18 protein-coding genes are annotated in these 17436 nt (G+C 59.3%); 16 read left to right on the top strand and 2 right to left on the bottom strand.

What is annotated here, in order from left to right; translation table 11 throughout:
- The first annotated feature begins 35 nt into the window (after positions 1-35).
- From ispF to rpoS, 6 genes are all read left to right on the top strand, one after another.
- Positions 36-509, top strand: coding sequence for a 2-C-methyl-D-erythritol 2,4-cyclodiphosphate synthase (gene ispF / locus FQ187_RS13810; protein ID WP_010462780.1), 474 nt, complete (start codon positions 36-38; stop codon positions 507-509).
- Positions 506-1564, top strand: coding sequence for a tRNA pseudouridine(13) synthase TruD (truD, locus tag FQ187_RS13805; RefSeq protein WP_046046286.1), 1059 nt, complete (start codon positions 506-508; stop codon positions 1562-1564). Before ispF ends, truD begins: the two co-directional genes overlap by 4 nt.
- Positions 1552-2301, top strand: a complete 750-nt coding sequence (gene surE / locus FQ187_RS13800) for a 5'/3'-nucleotidase SurE (RefSeq protein WP_046046285.1) — start codon at positions 1552-1554, stop codon at positions 2299-2301. Before truD ends, surE begins: the two co-directional genes overlap by 13 nt.
- A gap of 41 nt (positions 2302-2342) precedes the next feature.
- Positions 2343-2978, top strand: a complete 636-nt coding sequence (locus tag FQ187_RS13795; RefSeq protein ID WP_173860469.1) for a protein-L-isoaspartate(D-aspartate) O-methyltransferase — start codon at positions 2343-2345, stop codon at positions 2976-2978.
- A gap of 212 nt (positions 2979-3190) precedes the next feature.
- Positions 3191-4048: a peptidoglycan DD-metalloendopeptidase family protein gene (locus tag FQ187_RS13790; protein WP_149629915.1), complete on the top strand. Its 858-nt coding sequence runs from the start codon at positions 3191-3193 to the stop codon at positions 4046-4048.
- A gap of 105 nt (positions 4049-4153) precedes the next feature.
- Positions 4154-5161 (top strand): RNA polymerase sigma factor RpoS, encoded by a 1008-nt coding sequence (gene rpoS, locus FQ187_RS13785; RefSeq protein ID WP_054047143.1) that lies wholly within the window; start codon positions 4154-4156, stop codon positions 5159-5161.
- A gap of 485 nt (positions 5162-5646) precedes the next feature.
- Here rpoS and fdxA read toward each other — a convergent pair whose 3' ends face one another.
- Positions 5647-5970: a ferredoxin FdxA gene (fdxA, locus tag FQ187_RS13780; RefSeq protein ID WP_008154011.1), complete on the bottom strand. Its 324-nt coding sequence runs from the start codon at positions 5968-5970 to the stop codon at positions 5647-5649.
- Between the two features lie 142 nt (positions 5971-6112).
- Complete coding sequence (gene mutS / locus FQ187_RS13775) at positions 6113-8692, bottom strand: DNA mismatch repair protein MutS (RefSeq protein WP_149629914.1); 2580 nt, start codon at positions 8690-8692, stop codon at positions 6113-6115.
- A 202-nt stretch (positions 8693-8894) separates the two neighbouring features.
- Between mutS and FQ187_RS13770 the strand changes: the two genes are divergently transcribed.
- The 10 genes from FQ187_RS13770 (at position 8895) to FQ187_RS13725 (ending at position 17435) form a co-directional block, all read left to right on the top strand.
- The gene (locus FQ187_RS13770) at positions 8895-9638 is read left to right on the top strand and encodes an XRE family transcriptional regulator (RefSeq protein WP_149629913.1); all 744 of its coding nucleotides are present in this window, start codon (positions 8895-8897) and stop codon (positions 9636-9638) included.
- A 508-nt stretch (positions 9639-10146) separates the two neighbouring features.
- Positions 10147-10494 (top strand): phage holin family protein, encoded by a 348-nt coding sequence (locus FQ187_RS13765; RefSeq protein WP_056739181.1) that lies wholly within the window; start codon positions 10147-10149, stop codon positions 10492-10494.
- A gap of 134 nt (positions 10495-10628) precedes the next feature.
- Positions 10629-11213 (top strand): hypothetical protein, encoded by a 585-nt coding sequence (locus FQ187_RS13760; RefSeq protein WP_149629912.1) that lies wholly within the window; start codon positions 10629-10631, stop codon positions 11211-11213.
- Positions 11210-11392, top strand: coding sequence for a DUF2635 domain-containing protein (locus tag FQ187_RS13755; protein ID WP_003198311.1), 183 nt, complete (start codon positions 11210-11212; stop codon positions 11390-11392). Before FQ187_RS13760 ends, FQ187_RS13755 begins: the two co-directional genes overlap by 4 nt.
- Positions 11392-12888 carry a phage tail sheath subtilisin-like domain-containing protein gene (locus FQ187_RS13750; RefSeq protein WP_149629911.1) on the top strand — a complete coding sequence of 499 codons (1497 nt, stop codon included), beginning with the start codon at positions 11392-11394 and terminating at the stop codon, positions 12886-12888. The genes FQ187_RS13755 and FQ187_RS13750 overlap by 1 nt, the downstream gene beginning before the upstream one ends.
- Positions 12889-12955: 67 nt before the next feature.
- Positions 12956-13303 (top strand): phage tail tube protein, encoded by a 348-nt coding sequence (locus FQ187_RS13745; protein ID WP_129441663.1) that lies wholly within the window; start codon positions 12956-12958, stop codon positions 13301-13303.
- On the top strand, positions 13300-13596 hold the full coding sequence (locus FQ187_RS13740) for a phage tail assembly protein (protein WP_046054588.1): 297 nt from the start codon (positions 13300-13302) through the stop codon (positions 13594-13596). Before FQ187_RS13745 ends, FQ187_RS13740 begins: the two co-directional genes overlap by 4 nt.
- 130 nt (positions 13597-13726) lie before the next feature.
- The gene (locus FQ187_RS13735) at positions 13727-15166 is read left to right on the top strand and encodes a phage tail protein (protein WP_149629910.1); all 1440 of its coding nucleotides are present in this window, start codon (positions 13727-13729) and stop codon (positions 15164-15166) included.
- A complete protein-coding gene (locus FQ187_RS13730; protein WP_149629909.1) occupies positions 15153-16391 on the top strand; it encodes a DNA circularization protein in 1239 nt (412 codons plus the stop codon). The genes FQ187_RS13735 and FQ187_RS13730 overlap by 14 nt, the downstream gene beginning before the upstream one ends.
- 3 nt (positions 16392-16394) lie before the next feature.
- Positions 16395-17435 (top strand): phage baseplate assembly protein, encoded by a 1041-nt coding sequence (locus FQ187_RS13725; protein WP_149629908.1) that lies wholly within the window; start codon positions 16395-16397, stop codon positions 17433-17435.
- The last annotated feature ends 1 nt before the right edge of the window (position 17436 follow it).

Raw genomic sequence — 17436 nt, 5'->3', positions numbered from 1 at the left:
GAATCACGCCCTGACAAAAATCGGGGCGTTTTTTTATGCGTATTGGCCACGGCTATGATGTGCACCGTTTCGCTGAAGGCGATTTCATTACTCTGGGCGGCGTGCGCATTGCACACGGCTTCGGGCTGCTCGCTCACTCCGACGGTGACGTCCTGCTGCACGCCTTGAGCGATGCCTTGCTCGGCGCCGCTGCGCTGGGTGATATCGGCAAACATTTTCCGGACACCGACCCGACATTCAAGGGCGCCGACAGCCGAGTGCTGTTGCGTCACGTCGTCGCACTGATCCATGCCAAGGGCTGGAAAGTCGGCAACGTCGATAACACCATCGTCGCTCAGGCGCCGAAAATGGCCCCGCATATCGAATCGATGCGCGCGCTGATTGCCGCGGATCTTCAAGTTGAGTTGGATCAAGTGAACGTGAAAGCTACCACCACTGAAAAGCTCGGCTTTGTCGGTCGCGAAGAAGGCATTGCCGTGCACTCCGTTGCCTTGTTGCTGCGCGCATGAACGAACTGCAATTGCTCGGCCCGCGGGCCTATGGCGAAGCCCTCGGCACCGCGGTACTGAAAGCCACTGCGGAAGATTTTCAGGTCGATGAAGTCCTCAACATCCCCCTCAGTGGCGACGGCGAACACTTGTGGATCTGGGTGGAAAAACGCGGTCTGAATACCGAAGAAGCGGCACGGCGGATCGCCAAGGCGGCGGGGGTGCCGTTGCGCACCGTCAGCTACGCGGGCCTCAAGGATCGTCAGGCACTGACTCGCCAGTGGTTCAGCGTGCAGCTGCCGGGCAAGGCTGATCCTGATTTGTCGGCGGCGGAAAACGATACGCTGAAGATCCTCAAGACCGGCCGGCACAAACGCAAGCTGCAGCGCGGTGCTCACTCGGCCAATGGCTTCACATTGCGACTGACGCAATTCGCTGGCGACAAGGCGGCGATCGACGAGCGACTGCAACTGATCGCCAAGCAAGGTATTCCCAATTATTTTGGCGCCCAGCGTTTTGGGTTTGACGGCGGTAACGTGGTCGATGCCCGTGCGTGGGCTGCTCGCAAAGCCTTGCCGGAGCAGCGCAACGTGCGTTCGCGTCTGCTCTCTACGGCGCGCAGTTTTCTGTTTAATCAGGTGTTGGCGGCGCGTGTCGCCGATGGCAGCTGGCAGCGTGCCCAGGTTGGCGATCTGCTGGCCTTCACCGACAGTCGCAGCTTTTTTCCGGCAGGTGTTGCCGAGTGCAGCGACCCGCGTCTGGCAATTCTCGATCTGCACCCGACCGGTCCGCAGTGGGGCGAAGGTGACTCGCCGGCCACTGGCGCTGTCCATGAACTGGAGCAGGCAATCGCCACTCGCGAAGCGGACTTGCGTGATTGGTTGATTAACGCCGGTATGAGCCACGAACGTCGCATCCTGCGGCTGCCCATTGGTGGGTTGACGTGGCATTATCCCGAGCCTGACATTCTGCAACTGGAATTCGTCCTCCCGGCCGGATGCTTCGCCACCGTATTGGTGCGCGAGCTCGTTGATCTGGTGCCGGTGGGGCAGACGGATAGCCCATGCGTATTCTGATTTCTAACGACGATGGGGTAACCGCACCCGGTCTCGCCGCGCTTTATGCTGCGCTGGCGGATTACACCGAATGCGTGGTTATCGCCCCGGACCAAGACAAAAGCGGCGCCAGCAGCTCGCTGACGCTCGACCGTCCGTTACACCCGCAAACCCTGGCCAACGGCTTTATCAGCCTCAATGGCACACCGACCGATTGCGTGCACCTGGGCCTCAATGGCTTGCTGGAGCGCGAGCCGGACATGGTGGTTTCGGGCATCAACCTGGGCGCCAACCTGGGTGATGACGTGTTGTATTCCGGCACCGTGGCGGCGGCCCTTGAGGGACGTTTCCTGGCGCGTCCTTCGTTTGCCTTTTCGTTGGCCTCACGGCAAGTGGAGAACCTTCCCACAGCCGCGTACTTTGCGCGCAAACTGGTAGAGGCTCACGCGGACCTTGAACTGCCACCGCGTACGGTACTGAACGTGAACATTCCCAATTTGCCGCTGGACCACATCCGAGGTATTCAGCTGACCCGCCTCGGACATCGCGCACGTGCTGCAGCGCCGATGAAAGTGGTCGATCCGCGCGGTAAATCCGGTTACTGGATTGCGGCGGCGGGGGATGCCGAAGACGGCGGCCCGGGCACCGATTTTCATGCGGTGATGCAAGGCTACGTTTCAATCACCCCACTGCAACTGGATCGCACCTTTAATGATGCCTTCAGAAGTCTCGATGGCTGGCTGGAGGGGCTGAACTAATGGCTCGTGAACAAGACGATATTCTGCGTCGCGGCATCGGGATGACCTCACAACGGACCCGTGAGCGCCTTATTCAGCGCCTGTATGAAGAGGGAATTTCCAACGCCAAGGTGCTGGAAGTCATTCGCCGTACACCGCGTCACCTGTTCGTCGACGAGGCGCTGGCCCATCGCGCTTACGAAGATACTGCGCTGCCGATCGGGAACAACCAGACCATCTCGCAGCCTTATATGGTGGCTCGCATGAGCGAGTTGCTGCTGGAGGCAGGTCCTCTCGACAAGGTGATGGAAATCGGCACCGGCTCGGGCTATCAGACGGCGGTGCTGTCGCAACTGGTCGAGCGGGTATTTTCCGTCGAGCGCATCAAGGTTCTGCAGGACCGGGCCAAGGAACGCCTGGTGGAACTGAACCTGCGCAACGTGGTGTTCCGCTGGGGCGATGGTTGGGAAGGCTGGCCGGCGCTGGCGCCGTACAACGGCATTATCGTGACTGCGGTGGCGACCGATGTACCTCAGGCGCTGCTTGATCAATTGGCGCCGGGAGGGCGGCTGGTGATCCCGGTCGGGTCGGGTGAGGTTCAACAATTGATGCTGATCATCCGGGAAGAGCAGGGCTTTTCCCGGCGTGTTCTGGGGGCTGTTCGCTTCGTCCCGTTACTCAATGGGCCACTTGCCTGAGCATTTGTTTCAGGGCGCTGAATTCTCTTCGATTGCTCCTGTCTTACAGCGGCATCGATCAGTTAAACGGGATTCATCGTCAGGCAGCAAACGTGTGCGCGAAGCCATTTCGCTTCATTAAAGGTAAAGCCTGCACGGGCCGTTATACTTGCGACATTTCATGCCGGAACACGGCAATCCACACATTTCAGCCACCACAAAGGGAGCGGCGGGTGAGTCTCACAGTCATTGCGCAGCGAATGGGTAAAACGAGCTTTCAGCGCCTGGTGACTGGCCTTGTCTTGAGCACCTTGCTGGTCGGTTGCTCCAGCAACAAATCAAGCGATGTGCGCGTCGTCGATCGCGACAACGCTGTCGCCCAGCGTCCGGCAGTGACCACGGGTCAATACGTCGTCCGACCTAAAGACACCTTGTTCTCCATCGCCTTTCGCTACGGCTGGGACTACAAAGCCCTCGCGGCACGCAACAACATTCCTGCGCCCTATACGATCCATCCGGGTCAGACGATTCGCTTTGATGGTCGCACCGGTTCAACGCCGACGCCGGTTGTCAGCGCCACCGATTCAACGCCTTCTTCGTCGCTGAAAACCACGGTTATCCGGCGCCAGGCGAATGGCGCAACCACGAGCACAGCAGTGGTTGCACCGTCCGTCGCCAGCAAGCCGACCCCTGCTCCGATGCCTCCTGCCGGTCCGGCCCCGACCGGCTGGGGGTGGCCATCTAATGGCATTCTTATTGGAAAATTCTCTTCAAACGGCAGTTTGAATAAAGGAATTGATATCGCCGGGGATTTGGGACAGCCTGTTTTAGCTGCGTCTGATGGGACGGTGGTATACGCCGGGAGTGGCTTAAGGGGCTACGGCGAATTAGTCATCATCAAACACAGCGATACCTACGTCAGTGCCTACGGACATAACCGCAGGCTGTTGGTTCGGGAGGGGCAGCAGGTCAAAGTCGGACAGACAATTGCCGAAATGGGGTCAACGGGTACAGACCGGGTGAAGTTGCATTTTGAGATTCGCCGACAAGGTAAACCTGTAGATCCGCTGCAATTCCTGCCACGTCGTTGATCGCTTTCCAGCCTGTTCCGTCGCGTAGAGGGAACAGGCTCCAGCGTTGCCAAGGATAGAGGCGCCGCTCGAGCCTGAGGTCGAACTCACCAAAGGACTATAACAATGGCTCTCAGTAAAGAAGTGCCGGAGTTTGACATCGACGATGAGGTTCTCCTGATGGAGACCGGCATCGCTACGGATTCGATGTCGAATGATGAAGGGGCTGCTCCACCTTCCGTTCGTGCCAAATCCAAACACTCCGCCTCGTTAAAGCAACACAAGTACATTGACTACACGCGTGCACTCGATGCCACGCAGCTGTACCTCAATGAGATTGGCTTTTCCCCTCTGCTGTCCCCCGAAGAAGAAGTTCATTTTGCGCGTTTGTCGCAAAGTGGAGATCCGGCTGGGCGCAAACGCATGATTGAAAGTAACCTGCGGCTGGTGGTGAAAATCGCCCGGCGTTACGTCAATCGTGGCCTGTCGCTGCTGGACCTGATCGAAGAGGGCAACCTCGGTCTTATCCGGGCAGTAGAGAAGTTCGACCCCGAGCGCGGCTTCCGCTTTTCGACCTACGCGACCTGGTGGATTCGTCAGACCATCGAGCGCGCGATCATGAATCAGACCCGGACCATCCGGTTGCCGATTCATGTGGTCAAAGAGCTCAACGTGTACCTGCGGGCTGCACGGGAGCTGACGCAAAAACTCGATCACGAACCCTCACCCGAAGAGATTGCCAACCTGCTGGAAAAACCGGTGGGAGAGGTCAAGCGCATGCTCGGCCTGAACGAGCGGGTTTCTTCGGTCGACGTCTCGCTGGGTCCGGATTCGGATAAAACCCTGCTGGACACCCTTACCGATGACCGTCCAACCGATCCATGTGAACTGTTGCAGGATGACGACCTGTCCCAGAGCATCGATCAATGGCTCTCGGAGCTGACCGACAAGCAACGCGAAGTGGTGATACGCCGCTTCGGCCTGCGCGGTCACGAGAGCAGCACGCTTGAAGATGTAGGCCTGGAGATTGGCCTGACCCGGGAGCGGGTCAGACAGATTCAGGTTGAAGGCCTGAAGCGTCTTCGGGAGATTCTCGAGAAGAATGGCCTGTCGAGCGAGTCGTTGTTTCAATAAGTAATTTGCTGGCTGGCATTAAGAAGCCCCGACTGGTTCGGGGTTTTTTATTGCTCGGGAGACAGGCTGGGAGTTCCCTCCGTCGTCATCTCTGTGTTTGTAGTCTCTCGCTGTAAGTGTTTGCTTACTCTTTCGTAAGTGTTCGCTAATTTCATGGGTAGCAGCCGTACATATTCCTACGTGAGATACGATTAACTTATTGATTTTCATGATTATTTTTTAAGATTAATCTCTTGTGATAGCCGGTTTCAGCTAACGGGGGTGATTGCTCTTGGTAGGGAACTCTCTAGTATCTGAACTGTGTCGACGGACAGACACGCCCTTCAAGGATGAGGGGAAAGGACATCGCAGGAAGCGATTTATCAGGACGATGAAAAGGAACACAGGGAATAGGGAAAAAATGTGGGCGGGTCAAACCGCCCCTTTTTTTGCCTGCAGAAAAGCAAAAAGGCCCGCGAGGGGCCTTTTCGAGAGCGCGGAAGTAATCAGCGTTCGAGGTCTTTGATCTTGCCTTTGACGCCATCCCACTCTTCGGCATCGGGCAACGATTCTTTCTTCTCGGTAATGTTGGGCCAGATTTCCGCCAGCTCAACGTTCAGCTGAATGAATTGCTGCATGTCTTCCGGGACTTCATCTTCGGAGAAGATGGCCACGGCAGGGCATTCTGGTTCGCACAGTGCGCAGTCGATGCACTCATCCGGGTGAATCACCAGGAAGTTCGGGCCTTCGTAAAAGCAGTCCACCGGACAGACTTCTACGCAGTCGGTGTACTTGCACTTGATGCAGTTGTCGGTGACGACGAAGGTCATTTCTAATTTTCTCCTCAGGCGGCGGCAGCGGAGCCCCTTCACGTTGGGGTCGCCAGGTTTGGGAGCGATAGTCTGCTGGTCAGGCTATAAGCCAGCAGCATCCCAAACCGCGCGAGATTCTAACAGCTTGCAGGCAAGTGCGTTAGATCCGTGTCTTTAGTGTATAGAGCATTTCGAGCGCCCGACGCGGTGTCATGTCGTCCAGATCAAGTTTGGCCAGATCATCCAGCACCGGATGCGGCAGGCTGGCGAACATGTCGCTCTGCTGCGGCGCGGCCGGTTTGCCTTTGGCGGTCTTGGGTGCTTCGTGAGGCAGGGCGGTCGCTTCCAGCCGGCCGAGGTGTTCGCGAGCGCGTACGATCACTTCGCTCGGCACACCGGCCAACTGTGCAACTGCAAGGCCGTAGCTCTGGCTGGCAGGCCCTGGCAGCACGTGGTGCAGGAACACGATGCGTTCGTTGTGCTCGGTGGCATTAAGGTGAACGTTGGCCACCAGCGGTTGCGCCTCCGGTAGCACCGTCAGCTCGAAGTAGTGGGTGGCGAACAGTGTGTAAGCTCGCAGATGCGCCAGGCGCTCGGCCGCAGCCCACGCCAGGGACAGACCGTCAAAGGTGCTGGTGCCGCGACCGACTTCGTCCATCAGCACCAGGCTGCGCTCGGTGGCGTTGTGCAGAATGTTCGCGGTTTCGCTCATTTCGACCATGAAGGTCGAGCGCCCGCCGGCCAGGTCATCGCTGGAACCGATCCGGGTAAAGATCCGGTCCACCAGTGACAGCTCGCAACTGGCCGCCGGCACGAAGCTGCCGATGTGTGCCAGCAGCACAATCAGAGCGGTCTGGCGCATGTAGGTGGATTTACCGCCCATGTTCGGACCGGTGATCACCAGCATGCGGGTGTTGTCGTCGAGGCTCAGGTCGTTGGCCACGAACGGCGTGGTCAGCACTTGCTCGACCACCGGGTGACGACCCTGGCTGATGCGCATGCACGGCTCACTGACGAAGCGCGGGCAGTTCAAATCGAGGTTCAGCGCGCGTTCGGCAAGGTTGCTCAGCACGTCCAGCTCGGCCAGTGCCGCGGCGGTGTCTTGCAGCGGTGGCAACTGGGCGATCAAATCTTCGAGCAGTGCTTCGTAGAGCATCTTCTCGCGCGCCAGGGCGCGGCTCTTCGCTGACAGCGCCTTGTCTTCGAACGCCTTCAATTCCGGCGTAATGAAGCGCTCGGCACCTTTCAGCGTCTGGCGACGGATATAGTCTGCCGGCGCCGACTCAGCCTGCTTGCTTGGCAACTCGATGAAGTAGCCATGAATACGGTTGTAACCGACTTTCAGGTGGGACAGGCCGGTGCGGGCCTTCTCGCGTGCTTCGAGGTCGATCAGGAACTGCCCGGCGTTCTCGCTGAGCGATTGCAAATCGTCCAACTCGGCGTCGTAGCCGGTTTTCAACACGCCGCCGTCACGGATGACCGCTGGCGGGTTGTCGATGATGGCTTTTTCCAGCAGGGCCGCCAGTTCCGGATAGGTGCTGGTGGTCTTCGCCAGTTGAATAATGTGCGGAGCTTCCAGCTCAGTCATCGCAACCTGCAACTCAGGCAATGCACCCAGCGCATCACGCAGGCGAGCCAGGTCACGAGGACGAGCATTGCGCAGGCCGATCCGCGCCAGGATTCGCTCGATATCGCCGATTTCCTTGAGCTGCGGTTGCAGTTTCTCGAAGCGGTAACCGTCGAGCAGGCAGGTAATCGAGGTCTGGCGCGCCAGCAACACGGTCAGATCCCGCAGCGGACGGTTCAGCCAGCGGGTCAGCAGACGGCTGCCCATGGCGGTCTGGCAGCGATCGACCACCGATTGCAACGTGTTGTCGCGACCGCCAGCCAGGTTGGTGTCCAGTTCCAGGTTGCGACGGCTCGCGCCGTCCAGCACCACGGTGTCGTCCAGGCGTTCATGGCGCAGGCTGCGCAAATGGGGCAGGGCGGTGCGCTGGGTTTCCTTGGCGTAGCTGAGCAAGCAACCGGCGGCGCCGATGGCAAGTGTCAGGTTCTCGCACCCGAAACCTTTCAGGTCCTGGGTCGAGAATTGTTGGCAGAGACTTTTCAGCGCCGAATCACGTTCGAAATCCCACGGCGCGCGGCGACGAACCCCGCGACGTTTCTCCGCTGGCAGATCCTTCGGCCAGTCGTCCGGGATCATCAGCTCTACCGGATTGACCCGTTCCAGTTCCGCCAGAAGGTTTTCCCAGCCCTTGATCTCCAACACGGTAAAGTTGCCGCTGGTGATATCCAGCACCGCCAGACCGAACAGACGCTCATCACCCAGCACTGCCGCGATCAGGTTGTCCCGACGCTCATCCAGCAACGCTTCATCACTGACCGTCCCCGGCGTAATGATGCGCACCACCTGACGGTCCACCGGCCCTTTGCTGGTCGCCGGGTCGCCGACCTGCTCACAGATCACCACCGACTCGCCGAGCTTGACCAGTTTCGCCAGGTAACCTTCCGCGGCGTGGTAAGGAATCCCACACATCGGAATCGCCTGACCGGCCGACTGCCCACGGGCGGTCAGGGTGATGTCCAGCAATTTGGCGGCCTTCTTCGCGTCTTCATAGAAGATCTCGTAGAAGTCGCCCATGCGGTAGAACATCAGCTGGTCAGGGTGCTGGTTTTTCAGGCGCCAGTACTGCTGCATCATTGGCGTGTGAGAGGACAGATCAGAGAGCGCTTTATTCATCGGATAATCAGGCAAATTCGTTGAAAGGTGTAGGGCAAAGGAGGGGCATCGGCCCGGCTTTTCCGCGATGGGCGCAAGGTTAACATGGGCGGTCCACCCGACGCAGGCATGAAAGCCCCGCGATGCATTTCTTCTGTCTATGCACGACTTATGCGCAATGTATGCAACTTGGCATTTGTCTTCCGCGAAAAGAACAAGCACTATGCGCGTTATGCAAAAACGCAATGTTTCTACCGTATTAAGAGCGCTGCTCGATCGGCACGGGATCTCCCCCACGGAGCTTCACCGTCGCACCGGCGTGCCTCAATCCACTCTCTCGCGGATCCTCAGCGGGAAGATCGTCGATCCCTCGGATAAACACATCTCGAAGATCGCCGAGTACTTCGCCGTCAGCACCGACCAGTTGCGGGGCCGTGCGGATGTCGCGCCGGCAGCCAGCACCGGGCGCGGTCAATTGCATTCGGAACTCAAGGACATAAGTCTGTGGGACGACGATACGCCCGTCGATGACGACGAGGTATCGGTCCCCTTTCTTCGCGAGGTTGAATTGGCTGCAGGATCAGGAAGGTTCGTCATCGAAGAAAGCGAGCGCTCTAGCCTGCGCTTCGGCAAGCGGAGTCTGCGCCACAACGGCGTGCAGTTCGACCAGGCCAAATGCGTGACGGTGCGCGGCAACAGTATGTTGCCGGTACTGCGCGACGGCGCCACCGTAGGCGTTAATGCCGGCAAGTGCGGGATCGGCGATATCGTGGATGGCGACCTTTATGCCATCAACCATAACGGCCAGCTGCGGGTGAAACAGCTTTATCGCCTGCCTACCGGGATACGCCTGCGCAGCTTCAATCGCGATGAACATCCGGACGAGGACTACACCTTCCAGGAAATCCAGGAAGAGCAGATTGTCATCCTCGGTCACGTCTTCTGGTGGGGCATGTACGCCCGTTAACCTCAACGTTGTCAGATAAAACCCGCTACCGAGCGGGTTTTTTTTCGCCTGCCGAAAAGCCATCAGCGCCTTTGCCTGCGGGGCTTTCATGCACCAATGCATTTTCAGTGCATAAATAAATGCGTTTATGCATTGACTGTATATGCATCCATGCATATTCTTTGTCTCAAGCAGCTCAACAAGGCAGCTCGAAACGAAGCTCTTTAGTTCCACCACAAAGGCAGCGATGAACCGGCCTCAACGGTTCAGAGGGTTGGCAACTGACCCGGGTGTGCAGCGTAAAGCACCACAAGCAGTTATCCGGCGGGCAGGGACCGCGGTCGGAAAAACAATTTGAATCGATCCGTACCGCGCCAGTAGCGCCGAAAGATCAACGCGAAGGACCGCATTACTGAAAAGCCCAGCAAGCGCCGGGCTTTTTGGAATGCCTACCTACCGTCAGGCACCTCAAGAGACAACGTTTGAAAGACACACACATCACTCATCAATCACCCCCCGGAGGCGTGACATGACAAACGAGCAACAAGCGTTGCTGGACATGCCGATCTGGCTCGTCATCGTCCTCGCCCTGGTGGGCGGGGTGTCCGGCGAAATGTGGCGCGCCGACAAGGAGGGCGCCCGCGGCTGGTCATTGCTGCGCCGTCTGGCCTTGCGATCCGGGGCCTGCATGGTCTGCGGGGTCTCGGCCATCATGCTGCTGTATGCCGCCGGCGTGTCGATCTGGACGGCTTGCGCGTTCGGTTGCCTTACGGCGATGGCCGGGGCAGATGTTGCCATTGGCCTTTATGAACGTTGGGCAGCCAAGCGGATTGGCGTTTGCGAAGTGCCGCCGCGAGATACCCGCCAGGACCACTGAACACAAAGCCCAATGGAATGGCGAGCAGCGGTGCCGACCAGCATCCGACCCGCAAGGACGCGGGTTTCCCAAGGCCAGTACCTTTCACTCAAACCCGCCAACAAGCGGGTTTTTTATTGCCCGGTGAAAACACCATGAAGATCACCCCACTGGTCACCCAACTGCGTGATCACTGCCCAACCCTCGCCGGTCGCGTGGCTGCCGGCATCGACCTTGACACGCTACAAGCCAGTACCCCGCTTTCAACTCCTTGCGCCTACGTGGTGCCGATTGCCGATCTGGCGGGCGCCAACGCAGCGCAAAACGCTACGTGGCAGACCATTCGCGACCGCTTCGAAGTGACCCTAGTGCTTGACACCACCGACGCTACAAAAGCGCTGGATCTGATGCACGACCTGCGGGCCGAACTGTGGCGGGCGCTGGTGGGTTTCAAGCCCGGCAGTGATTACGACGCCATCGCCTATGACGGCGGCGAACGGGTTTCCATCAACAGCAACCGCATGCTGTATCGCCTGCGCTTTTTTGCCGAGTTCCAGCTCGGCCGCAATCTGCCGGGTCAGCCTGCGGAGAGCTGGCACGAACGTGAACTGGACGGCTTGTCGTCCTTTACCGGGGTCACCGTGCGGGTCGATGCGATCGATCCGGCGGACCCCAATCTGCAACGCCCGGGCCCCGACGGACGCCTGGAACTGACTTTCTCTGGAGACGTAACCCCATGAGCAAACGCATCACCGTGCTGCCGGCCCCAGGCCGTGCCGTGCCCGACCCGGAAGCGGGCGATCTGTTGCCCCTCGAGGGCCGTGAAGTGCCGGACAACGCCTGGTGGCGTCGACGTCTGGCCGATGGCGATATCACTACCAAAGCCGTGAAAGCGGCGAAACCACAGGGAGCCAAATAATGGCGATCGGATTCAGCAACATCCCCGCGGACATTCGTGTGCCGCTGTTCTACGCAGAAATGGACAATTCGGCCGCCAATAGCGCGTCGTCGGCCATGCGTCGTTTGATCGTCGCTCAGGTCAACGACAACATTGCGCCGGCCGACGTTGGCAAACTGGTGTTGGTGTCCAGTGTGGCGCTGGCCAAAAGCATTGGCGGCCAGGGCTCGATGCTCGCCTCGATGTATGAAACCTGGCGCAAGACCGACCCGATCGGCGAGATTTGGTGCCTGCCGCTGCACAACACCGAAGGCAGCATCGCCAAAGGAGTGTTGAGCCTGACCGGTGCGGCCACTCAAAGCGGCGTGCTCAATGTGTATGTCGGTGGCGTTCGTGTTCAAGCGGCCATCGTCAACGGCGCTACGGCAGCTCAAGCGGCCACCGCGCTGGCGCTGAAAATCAACGCCTCGGCGGATTTGCCGGTCAGCGCTGCAGCCGTTGAAGGCATCGTGACCCTGAGCGCCAAATGGACTGGCGACAGCGGTAACGACATCAGCCTGCAATTCAATCGCCTGGGCAAGAGCAATGGCGAAGAAACCCCGGCCGGCCTCACCACGGCCATCACCGCCATGACCGGCGGCGCCGGTGTGCCGGATCAGGTCGCTGCGGTGGCGGCGCTGGGCGATGAGCCGTTCGAGTTCATCTGCATGCCATTCTCGGACCTGTCGACCCTCAACACCTGGCAAGCCGTCATGGATGACAGCACCGGTCGTTGGTCGTGGGCCAAGCAATTGTTCGGTCATGTCTACAGCGCCAAGCGCGGCACCATCGGTACTTTGGTCGCTGCCGGCCAGGCGCGTAACGATCAGCACATGACCATCCAGGCGCTGGAACCAGGCGTACCACAACCATTCTGGGTTCAGGCCGCTGCACTCGCTGCGCGCACGTCGGTGTTCATCTCCGCCGACGCCAGCCGTCCGACCCAAAGCGGTAGCCTGCCAGGTCTCGACCCGGCACCGGCCAGCGAGCGTTTCACCCTGACCGAGCGTCAGTCGCTGCTCAACTACGGGATCGCCACCGCGTACTACGAAGGCGGCTACGTGCGCATTCAGCGTTCGATTACCACCTATCAGAAGAACGCCTACGGCCAGGCAGACAATTCCTACCTGGACAGCGAAACCATGCACCAGTCGGCCTTCATCGTGCGTCGTCTGCAAAGCGTGATCACCAGCAAATACGGTCGCCACAAACTGGCCTCTGACGGCACCCGTTTCGGCGCCGGCCAGCCGATCGTGACCCCGAGCACGATTCGCGGCGAGCTGATCGCCCAGTACGCCAAGCTCGAACTGGAAGGCCACGTAGAAAACGCCGAACTGTTCGCCGAGCACCTGATCGTCGAGCGCGACGTGCAGGACCCGAGCCGGGTCAACGTGCTGTTCCCGCCGGATTACATCAATGGCCTGCGCGTGTTTGCGCTGCTCAACCAATTCCGTCTGCAGTACGACGACGCAGCCTGATCGCTGCCTTTGACTGTGTGATTTCAGCCCACCTCGCGTGGGCTTTTTATTTGAAGGGAGAAACACCATGGGTCAACTGATTGCGGGCACCTGCTACGTCAAAGTGGACGGCGCTCAACTGACTATCAATGGCGGCTGCGAAGCGCCGTTGATGGCTGTGAAACGGGAAACCGTCGTACCGGGTTTCTACAAGGAAACCGACATTTCCCCGTCGTTCAAAGTGACGGCGCTGCACACCGCGGACTTCCCGCTCAAACAACTGATCGCAGGTTCAGACATGACCGTCACCTGCGAATTCAGCAACGGCAAAGTCTACGTACTGGCCGGCGCCTACCTGGTTGAAGAGCCTGTCTCCAAGGGCGATGACGCCACCATCGAACTGAAGTTCGAAGGCATCAAGGGGACCTGGCAATGACTGGCGCCGTGAAGCTTCAGGTTGCGATCGAAGCTCACGGCGAGCCTTTGACCGAACTCAACCTGCGCCGTCCAACGGTGCAGGAAGTTCGAGCGATCAAGGCGCTGCCGTACAAGATCGACAAGAGCGAAGAAGTCAGCCTCGACATGGACGTCGCGGCCAAATACATCGCGGTGTGCGCAGGCATCCCGCCGTCGTCGGTCAACCAGTTGGACCTGGCTGATCTCAACGCGCTGAGCTGGGCTGTCGCGAGTTTTTTCATGAGTGCGGCGTCGGAGCCATCACCGACCTGATTTCAGTCGCCTATGACCTGGCCTGGTTCTGGAAGGTTGACCCCGAACAGATGATGGCCAGGCCTTTGGATGTGCTCCGCGAATCGCTGGAGCATGCGCAACGGATCAATGCGATGCAGCAGGTGCAGTGATGGCAGACATGGAAAAGGAAGATAAAAAACCGGTCCGGCTGACGGGGATCGATGAACTGACCCCCAAGCTCGCCGGCCTTCGAGCGAAGGTCGAGGGCTTCAGAACACATCTGGAACAGACGGGGCTGGGCAAGCTGGATATCAGCGGTCTGTTCAAGGGTGGCAGCGTGATCACGCCCTTCGTGGACGGGATCAAGGCGTCCGCTGCGTTCAAGGGCCAATTGACCGAGGTCAATGAGGCCGCCAAAGGTGTCGATGTGCCGAGCGTACCGACCCGCGCCGCGCAAACCCTGAATGTGTTCAGTCGTTCGATGGAGCAGGTGTCGGCTGCCGCAAACACCGCGTTACAACCCGCCGTCGCCACCGTCACGGCAGGGCTTCAGCCGCTGCTCATTGGCTTTGGCAGCTTGCTTGATGACAACCCGAAGCTGATCGAGGGACTTGCCGCCGGTGCCATAGCGTTTTCCGCGATGCAAACGGCCGTAACCGGCGCGACCCAAGTGTTCGATCTGATGAACATGGTGCTCAAGACCCATCCCATCGTGTTGATTGCCACTGGCATCGCCCTGGCAGCCGGTTTGATCGTAGCCAACTGGAAACCCATTTCGGCGTTCTTCGCCGGGCTCTGGCAAAAGATTTCTCCGGTCGTGATGCCCATGGTCGAGTTCTTCAGGACGATGTTTGCGTTCACGCCGCTGGGACAAATCATCAGTAACTGGACTCCGTTGACGGGCCTGTTCTCAGCCATCTGGGACTTGCTCAGAGCGCTGTCGGTGCCGGTCATGGACGTTCTGCACGGCCTGTTCGACTGGTCGCCGCGGGAGATGATCATCGCTGGTTGGGGCGCGGTCACCGAACTGTTTTCCGGGATCTGGGACAGCATCAAGGTCCCGGCGCTGGTGATGTACGACACGCTGCGCAGCCTGTTTGACTGGTTTCCGCTGGAAGAGATCAAAAAGCGTTGGGAGCCGATCACCGAATGGTTCAGCCAATGGTGGGACAAGCTGCAAGGCGTCGTCGCGCCGATCAAGGAATTCTTTGCCGGTGGTTTCGGCAGCCTTGTCACCAGCGTGACTGGCAAGGTCGAAGGCCTGACCGAGGCTCAAGAAAAAACCAATGTCGAAGGCAACGGTAAGTTTGCGCCGGTGTTTTTTGGTGCCGATACCGAGCAACCACAAAGCCTGTCAGTGCTGCCTGGCAATCTGCCACACAAACCCTCGATGCAGCCTGGCTCCCTGACACAAAACTCCAGCGCCCTGATTCAACAGAGCGCCGCCAACAGCCGCACACAACTCGAAGGCGGCCTGACCGTGCGCTTCGAAAATGCGCCGGCCGGCATGCGCACCGATCAGCCACAAACCAATCAACCGGCGCTGGCGTTCAATTCGCGCATCGGCTACCGCACACTGTCCCTTGGAGGTTCCAATGAGCTGGCGTGATCGTTTGATGCCGGCGTCGTTTCGCGGCGTCCGGTTCTGGGTCGATCAGGCGAAAAACCCGGTCGGCCAAAAGGGCCAGTTGCACGAGTACCCGCAGCGCGATCTGCCGTATTTCGAGGGCCTTGGCCTGCAGGCGAAGATTCACGACTTGACCGCATTTATCGTTGGCCCCGATTGCCTGGAGCAGCGCGACAAATTGCTCAAGGCGCTGGAGCAGGGCAGTGGTGAGCTGGTTCACCCGTGGCTCGGACGTCTGCAGGTCAAGGTCGGCGAATGTGACATGACCCACACTCGTCAGGACGGCGGGCTGGTGACCTTTACCCTGAAGTTTTACCCCGATCAACCTGTGCCGTTTCCGACGGCGGCGGTCAGCACGCAGAAGCTATTGCTGGTGTCGGCCGACAGCTTGCTGGGCTCCGCAGTGAAGCGTTTCGAAGACGCGATGACCTTGATCAAGGCTGCGCGGATCGGCATTGCCAACCTGCGCAACAGCATCAAGGAGGCTTACGAGGTGATTCAGCAGCACCTTCAGCCGTTGATCGATGAGTACCAGCAGATCAGCGATCTGGTCAAAGCCGTCAAGGAACTGCCCAAGGACGTGGCAGCGGAATTCAAGGGGTTGATCGGCGACATCAACGAACTGAAGGACTTCACCCGTGAAGGTTATCGTGGCGTGATTGCCAACGTCTCCCAACAGGTCGAAGCCATCAAGAAGGCCGACGCACCGAAGCTGACCACCGGCAAAGACACCACCGCTGCGGCCCAGGCGCTGACCAATCTGGTGCAAGACACCTTGATTGTGCAAGTGGCCCAGTGGGTCGCGTCGATGCCGGTGGCTTCGCAGGCAGTCAAGCGGGTTACCAACCTGCCGGTCGGGCATCAGGCTGTGCAACCGACCACGCACCAGGACGTTCCGGTGGTCGACGATCTAGAGGCTTTGCGTGCGGCACTGGAGGAAGTGTTCAAGCTGCCCGAGGCCAAGGCGGACCCCGCGCACTATCTGGCGATGAGCAATCTGCGCCAGGCCCTTCGGGCGCATTTGAAGGCGGTCGCGTCGTCCGGCGTTCGACTGGTCAGCAAGTCTTTCAAGCAAAGCCTTCCGGGGCTGGTCGTGATCTATCAGCAAAGTGGAGACGCCACGCGAATCGCTGAAGTACTACAGCGCAACGGCATTATTCATCCGGGTTTTCTCCCGCTGGACGACGTAAAAGTCCTGGGGGAATAGACCATGAATGAACTCGACAACAGCGTGTTGCTGACCGTTGACGGTCTGGAGTATGGCGGCTGGAAAAGCGTTGAAATCACCGCGGACCTGGAGCGTCAGTTCCGCACCTTCAAACTCGACATCACCTGGCAATGGCCGGGGCAGACGGTCGACCGCCCCATTCGTCCGGGTGCGCCTTGCCAAGTGCGAATCGGCTGCGACTTGGTGCTCAGCGGGTATGTGTTCAAGGCGCCGATCAGCTATGACGGGCGGCAGATCAGCCTGAGCATCGAAGGCAGTTCGAAGACTCAGGACCTGGTGGACTGCGCGGCGATCAACACGCCCAACCAATGGCATCAGCAATCGTTAATCAGCATCGTCGAAGCGCTGGCCTCGCCTTATGCCGGGAAAGTGGTCAGTGAAATCCCCGACACCGCGCGACTCGGCAGCCACACCATCGTGCCGGGGGAAACGGTCTTTCAGTCGATCGACCGCTTGCTCACGCTGTTTCGGGTGTTTTCCACCGATGACGCCGAAGGTCGGGTGGTACTGGCCCGACCGGGCAGCGGTGGGCGAGCCAGTGATGTGCTTGAGCTGGGCAAGAACATTCTGTCGGCCAACGCGCCGATGGACTTCAGTCAGGTGTTCTCCGAGTACCGGGTGATCGGTCAGCACAAGGGCGGCGACGAGAAGAGCGGTGCGGCCGTGAGCGAAGTGTCCGGGGTTTCCACCGACCCGATTATCGGGCGCAAGCGGATCACCGTGATCAGCGAAAGCGCGCAATTGACCCCGGAACTGGCGCAGCAACGTGCCGATTGGGAAAGCGGTATTCGCGTCGGAAAGGCTGGCACCACGACCTATCGGGTACAAGGCTGGCGGCAGTCCAACGGTGATTTGTGGAAGCACAACACCTTGGTGCGGGTGATCGACAAAGTATTGGGTTTTGACCACGACATGCTGATCTCCAAGGTGACTTACTCGCTGTCCGAACAGGGCTCGGTCACCACGCTGCAAGTGGCGCCGCCTTACACCTTCGATGCAAATCCGGCGCCACCAAAAACCTGAC

This window comes from Pseudomonas sp. ANT_J28 (assembly GCF_008370005.1).
Lineage (GTDB): Bacteria > Pseudomonadota > Gammaproteobacteria > Pseudomonadales > Pseudomonadaceae > Aquipseudomonas > Aquipseudomonas frigoris.
This window is presented reverse-complemented; position numbering and strand designations above follow the sequence as displayed.

Excerpts from the sequence above, each read along its gene's own strand:
- truD (WP_046046286.1), top strand. The coding sequence starts at position 506 with ATGAACGAACTGCAATTGCTCGGCCCGCGGGCCTATGGCGAAGCCCTC.
- FQ187_RS13750 (WP_149629911.1), top strand. The coding sequence starts at position 11,392 with ATGGCGATCGGATTCAGCAACATCCCCGCGGACATTCGTGTGCCGCTG.
- FQ187_RS13740 (WP_046054588.1), top strand. The coding sequence starts at position 13,300 with ATGACTGGCGCCGTGAAGCTTCAGGTTGCGATCGAAGCTCACGGCGAG.
- FQ187_RS13765 (WP_056739181.1), top strand. The coding sequence starts at position 10,147 with ATGACAAACGAGCAACAAGCGTTGCTGGACATGCCGATCTGGCTCGTC.
- FQ187_RS13730 (WP_149629909.1), top strand. The coding sequence starts at position 15,153 with ATGAGCTGGCGTGATCGTTTGATGCCGGCGTCGTTTCGCGGCGTCCGG.
- surE (WP_046046285.1), top strand. The coding sequence starts at position 1,552 with ATGCGTATTCTGATTTCTAACGACGATGGGGTAACCGCACCCGGTCTC.
- FQ187_RS13760 (WP_149629912.1), top strand. The coding sequence starts at position 10,629 with ATGAAGATCACCCCACTGGTCACCCAACTGCGTGATCACTGCCCAACC.
- FQ187_RS13745 (WP_129441663.1), top strand. The coding sequence starts at position 12,956 with ATGGGTCAACTGATTGCGGGCACCTGCTACGTCAAAGTGGACGGCGCT.
- rpoS (WP_054047143.1), top strand. The coding sequence starts at position 4,154 with ATGGCTCTCAGTAAAGAAGTGCCGGAGTTTGACATCGACGATGAGGTT.
- ispF (WP_010462780.1), top strand. The coding sequence starts at position 36 with ATGCGTATTGGCCACGGCTATGATGTGCACCGTTTCGCTGAAGGCGAT.
- mutS (WP_149629914.1), bottom strand. The coding sequence starts at position 8,692 with ATGAATAAAGCGCTCTCTGATCTGTCCTCTCACACGCCAATGATGCAG.
- FQ187_RS13725 (WP_149629908.1), top strand. The coding sequence starts at position 16,395 with ATGAATGAACTCGACAACAGCGTGTTGCTGACCGTTGACGGTCTGGAG.
- FQ187_RS13795 (WP_173860469.1), top strand. The coding sequence starts at position 2,343 with ATGACCTCACAACGGACCCGTGAGCGCCTTATTCAGCGCCTGTATGAA.
- FQ187_RS13735 (WP_149629910.1), top strand. The coding sequence starts at position 13,727 with ATGGCAGACATGGAAAAGGAAGATAAAAAACCGGTCCGGCTGACGGGG.
- fdxA (WP_008154011.1), bottom strand. The coding sequence starts at position 5,970 with ATGACCTTCGTCGTCACCGACAACTGCATCAAGTGCAAGTACACCGAC.
- FQ187_RS13770 (WP_149629913.1), top strand. The coding sequence starts at position 8,895 with ATGCGCGTTATGCAAAAACGCAATGTTTCTACCGTATTAAGAGCGCTG.
- FQ187_RS13755 (WP_003198311.1), top strand. The coding sequence starts at position 11,210 with ATGAGCAAACGCATCACCGTGCTGCCGGCCCCAGGCCGTGCCGTGCCC.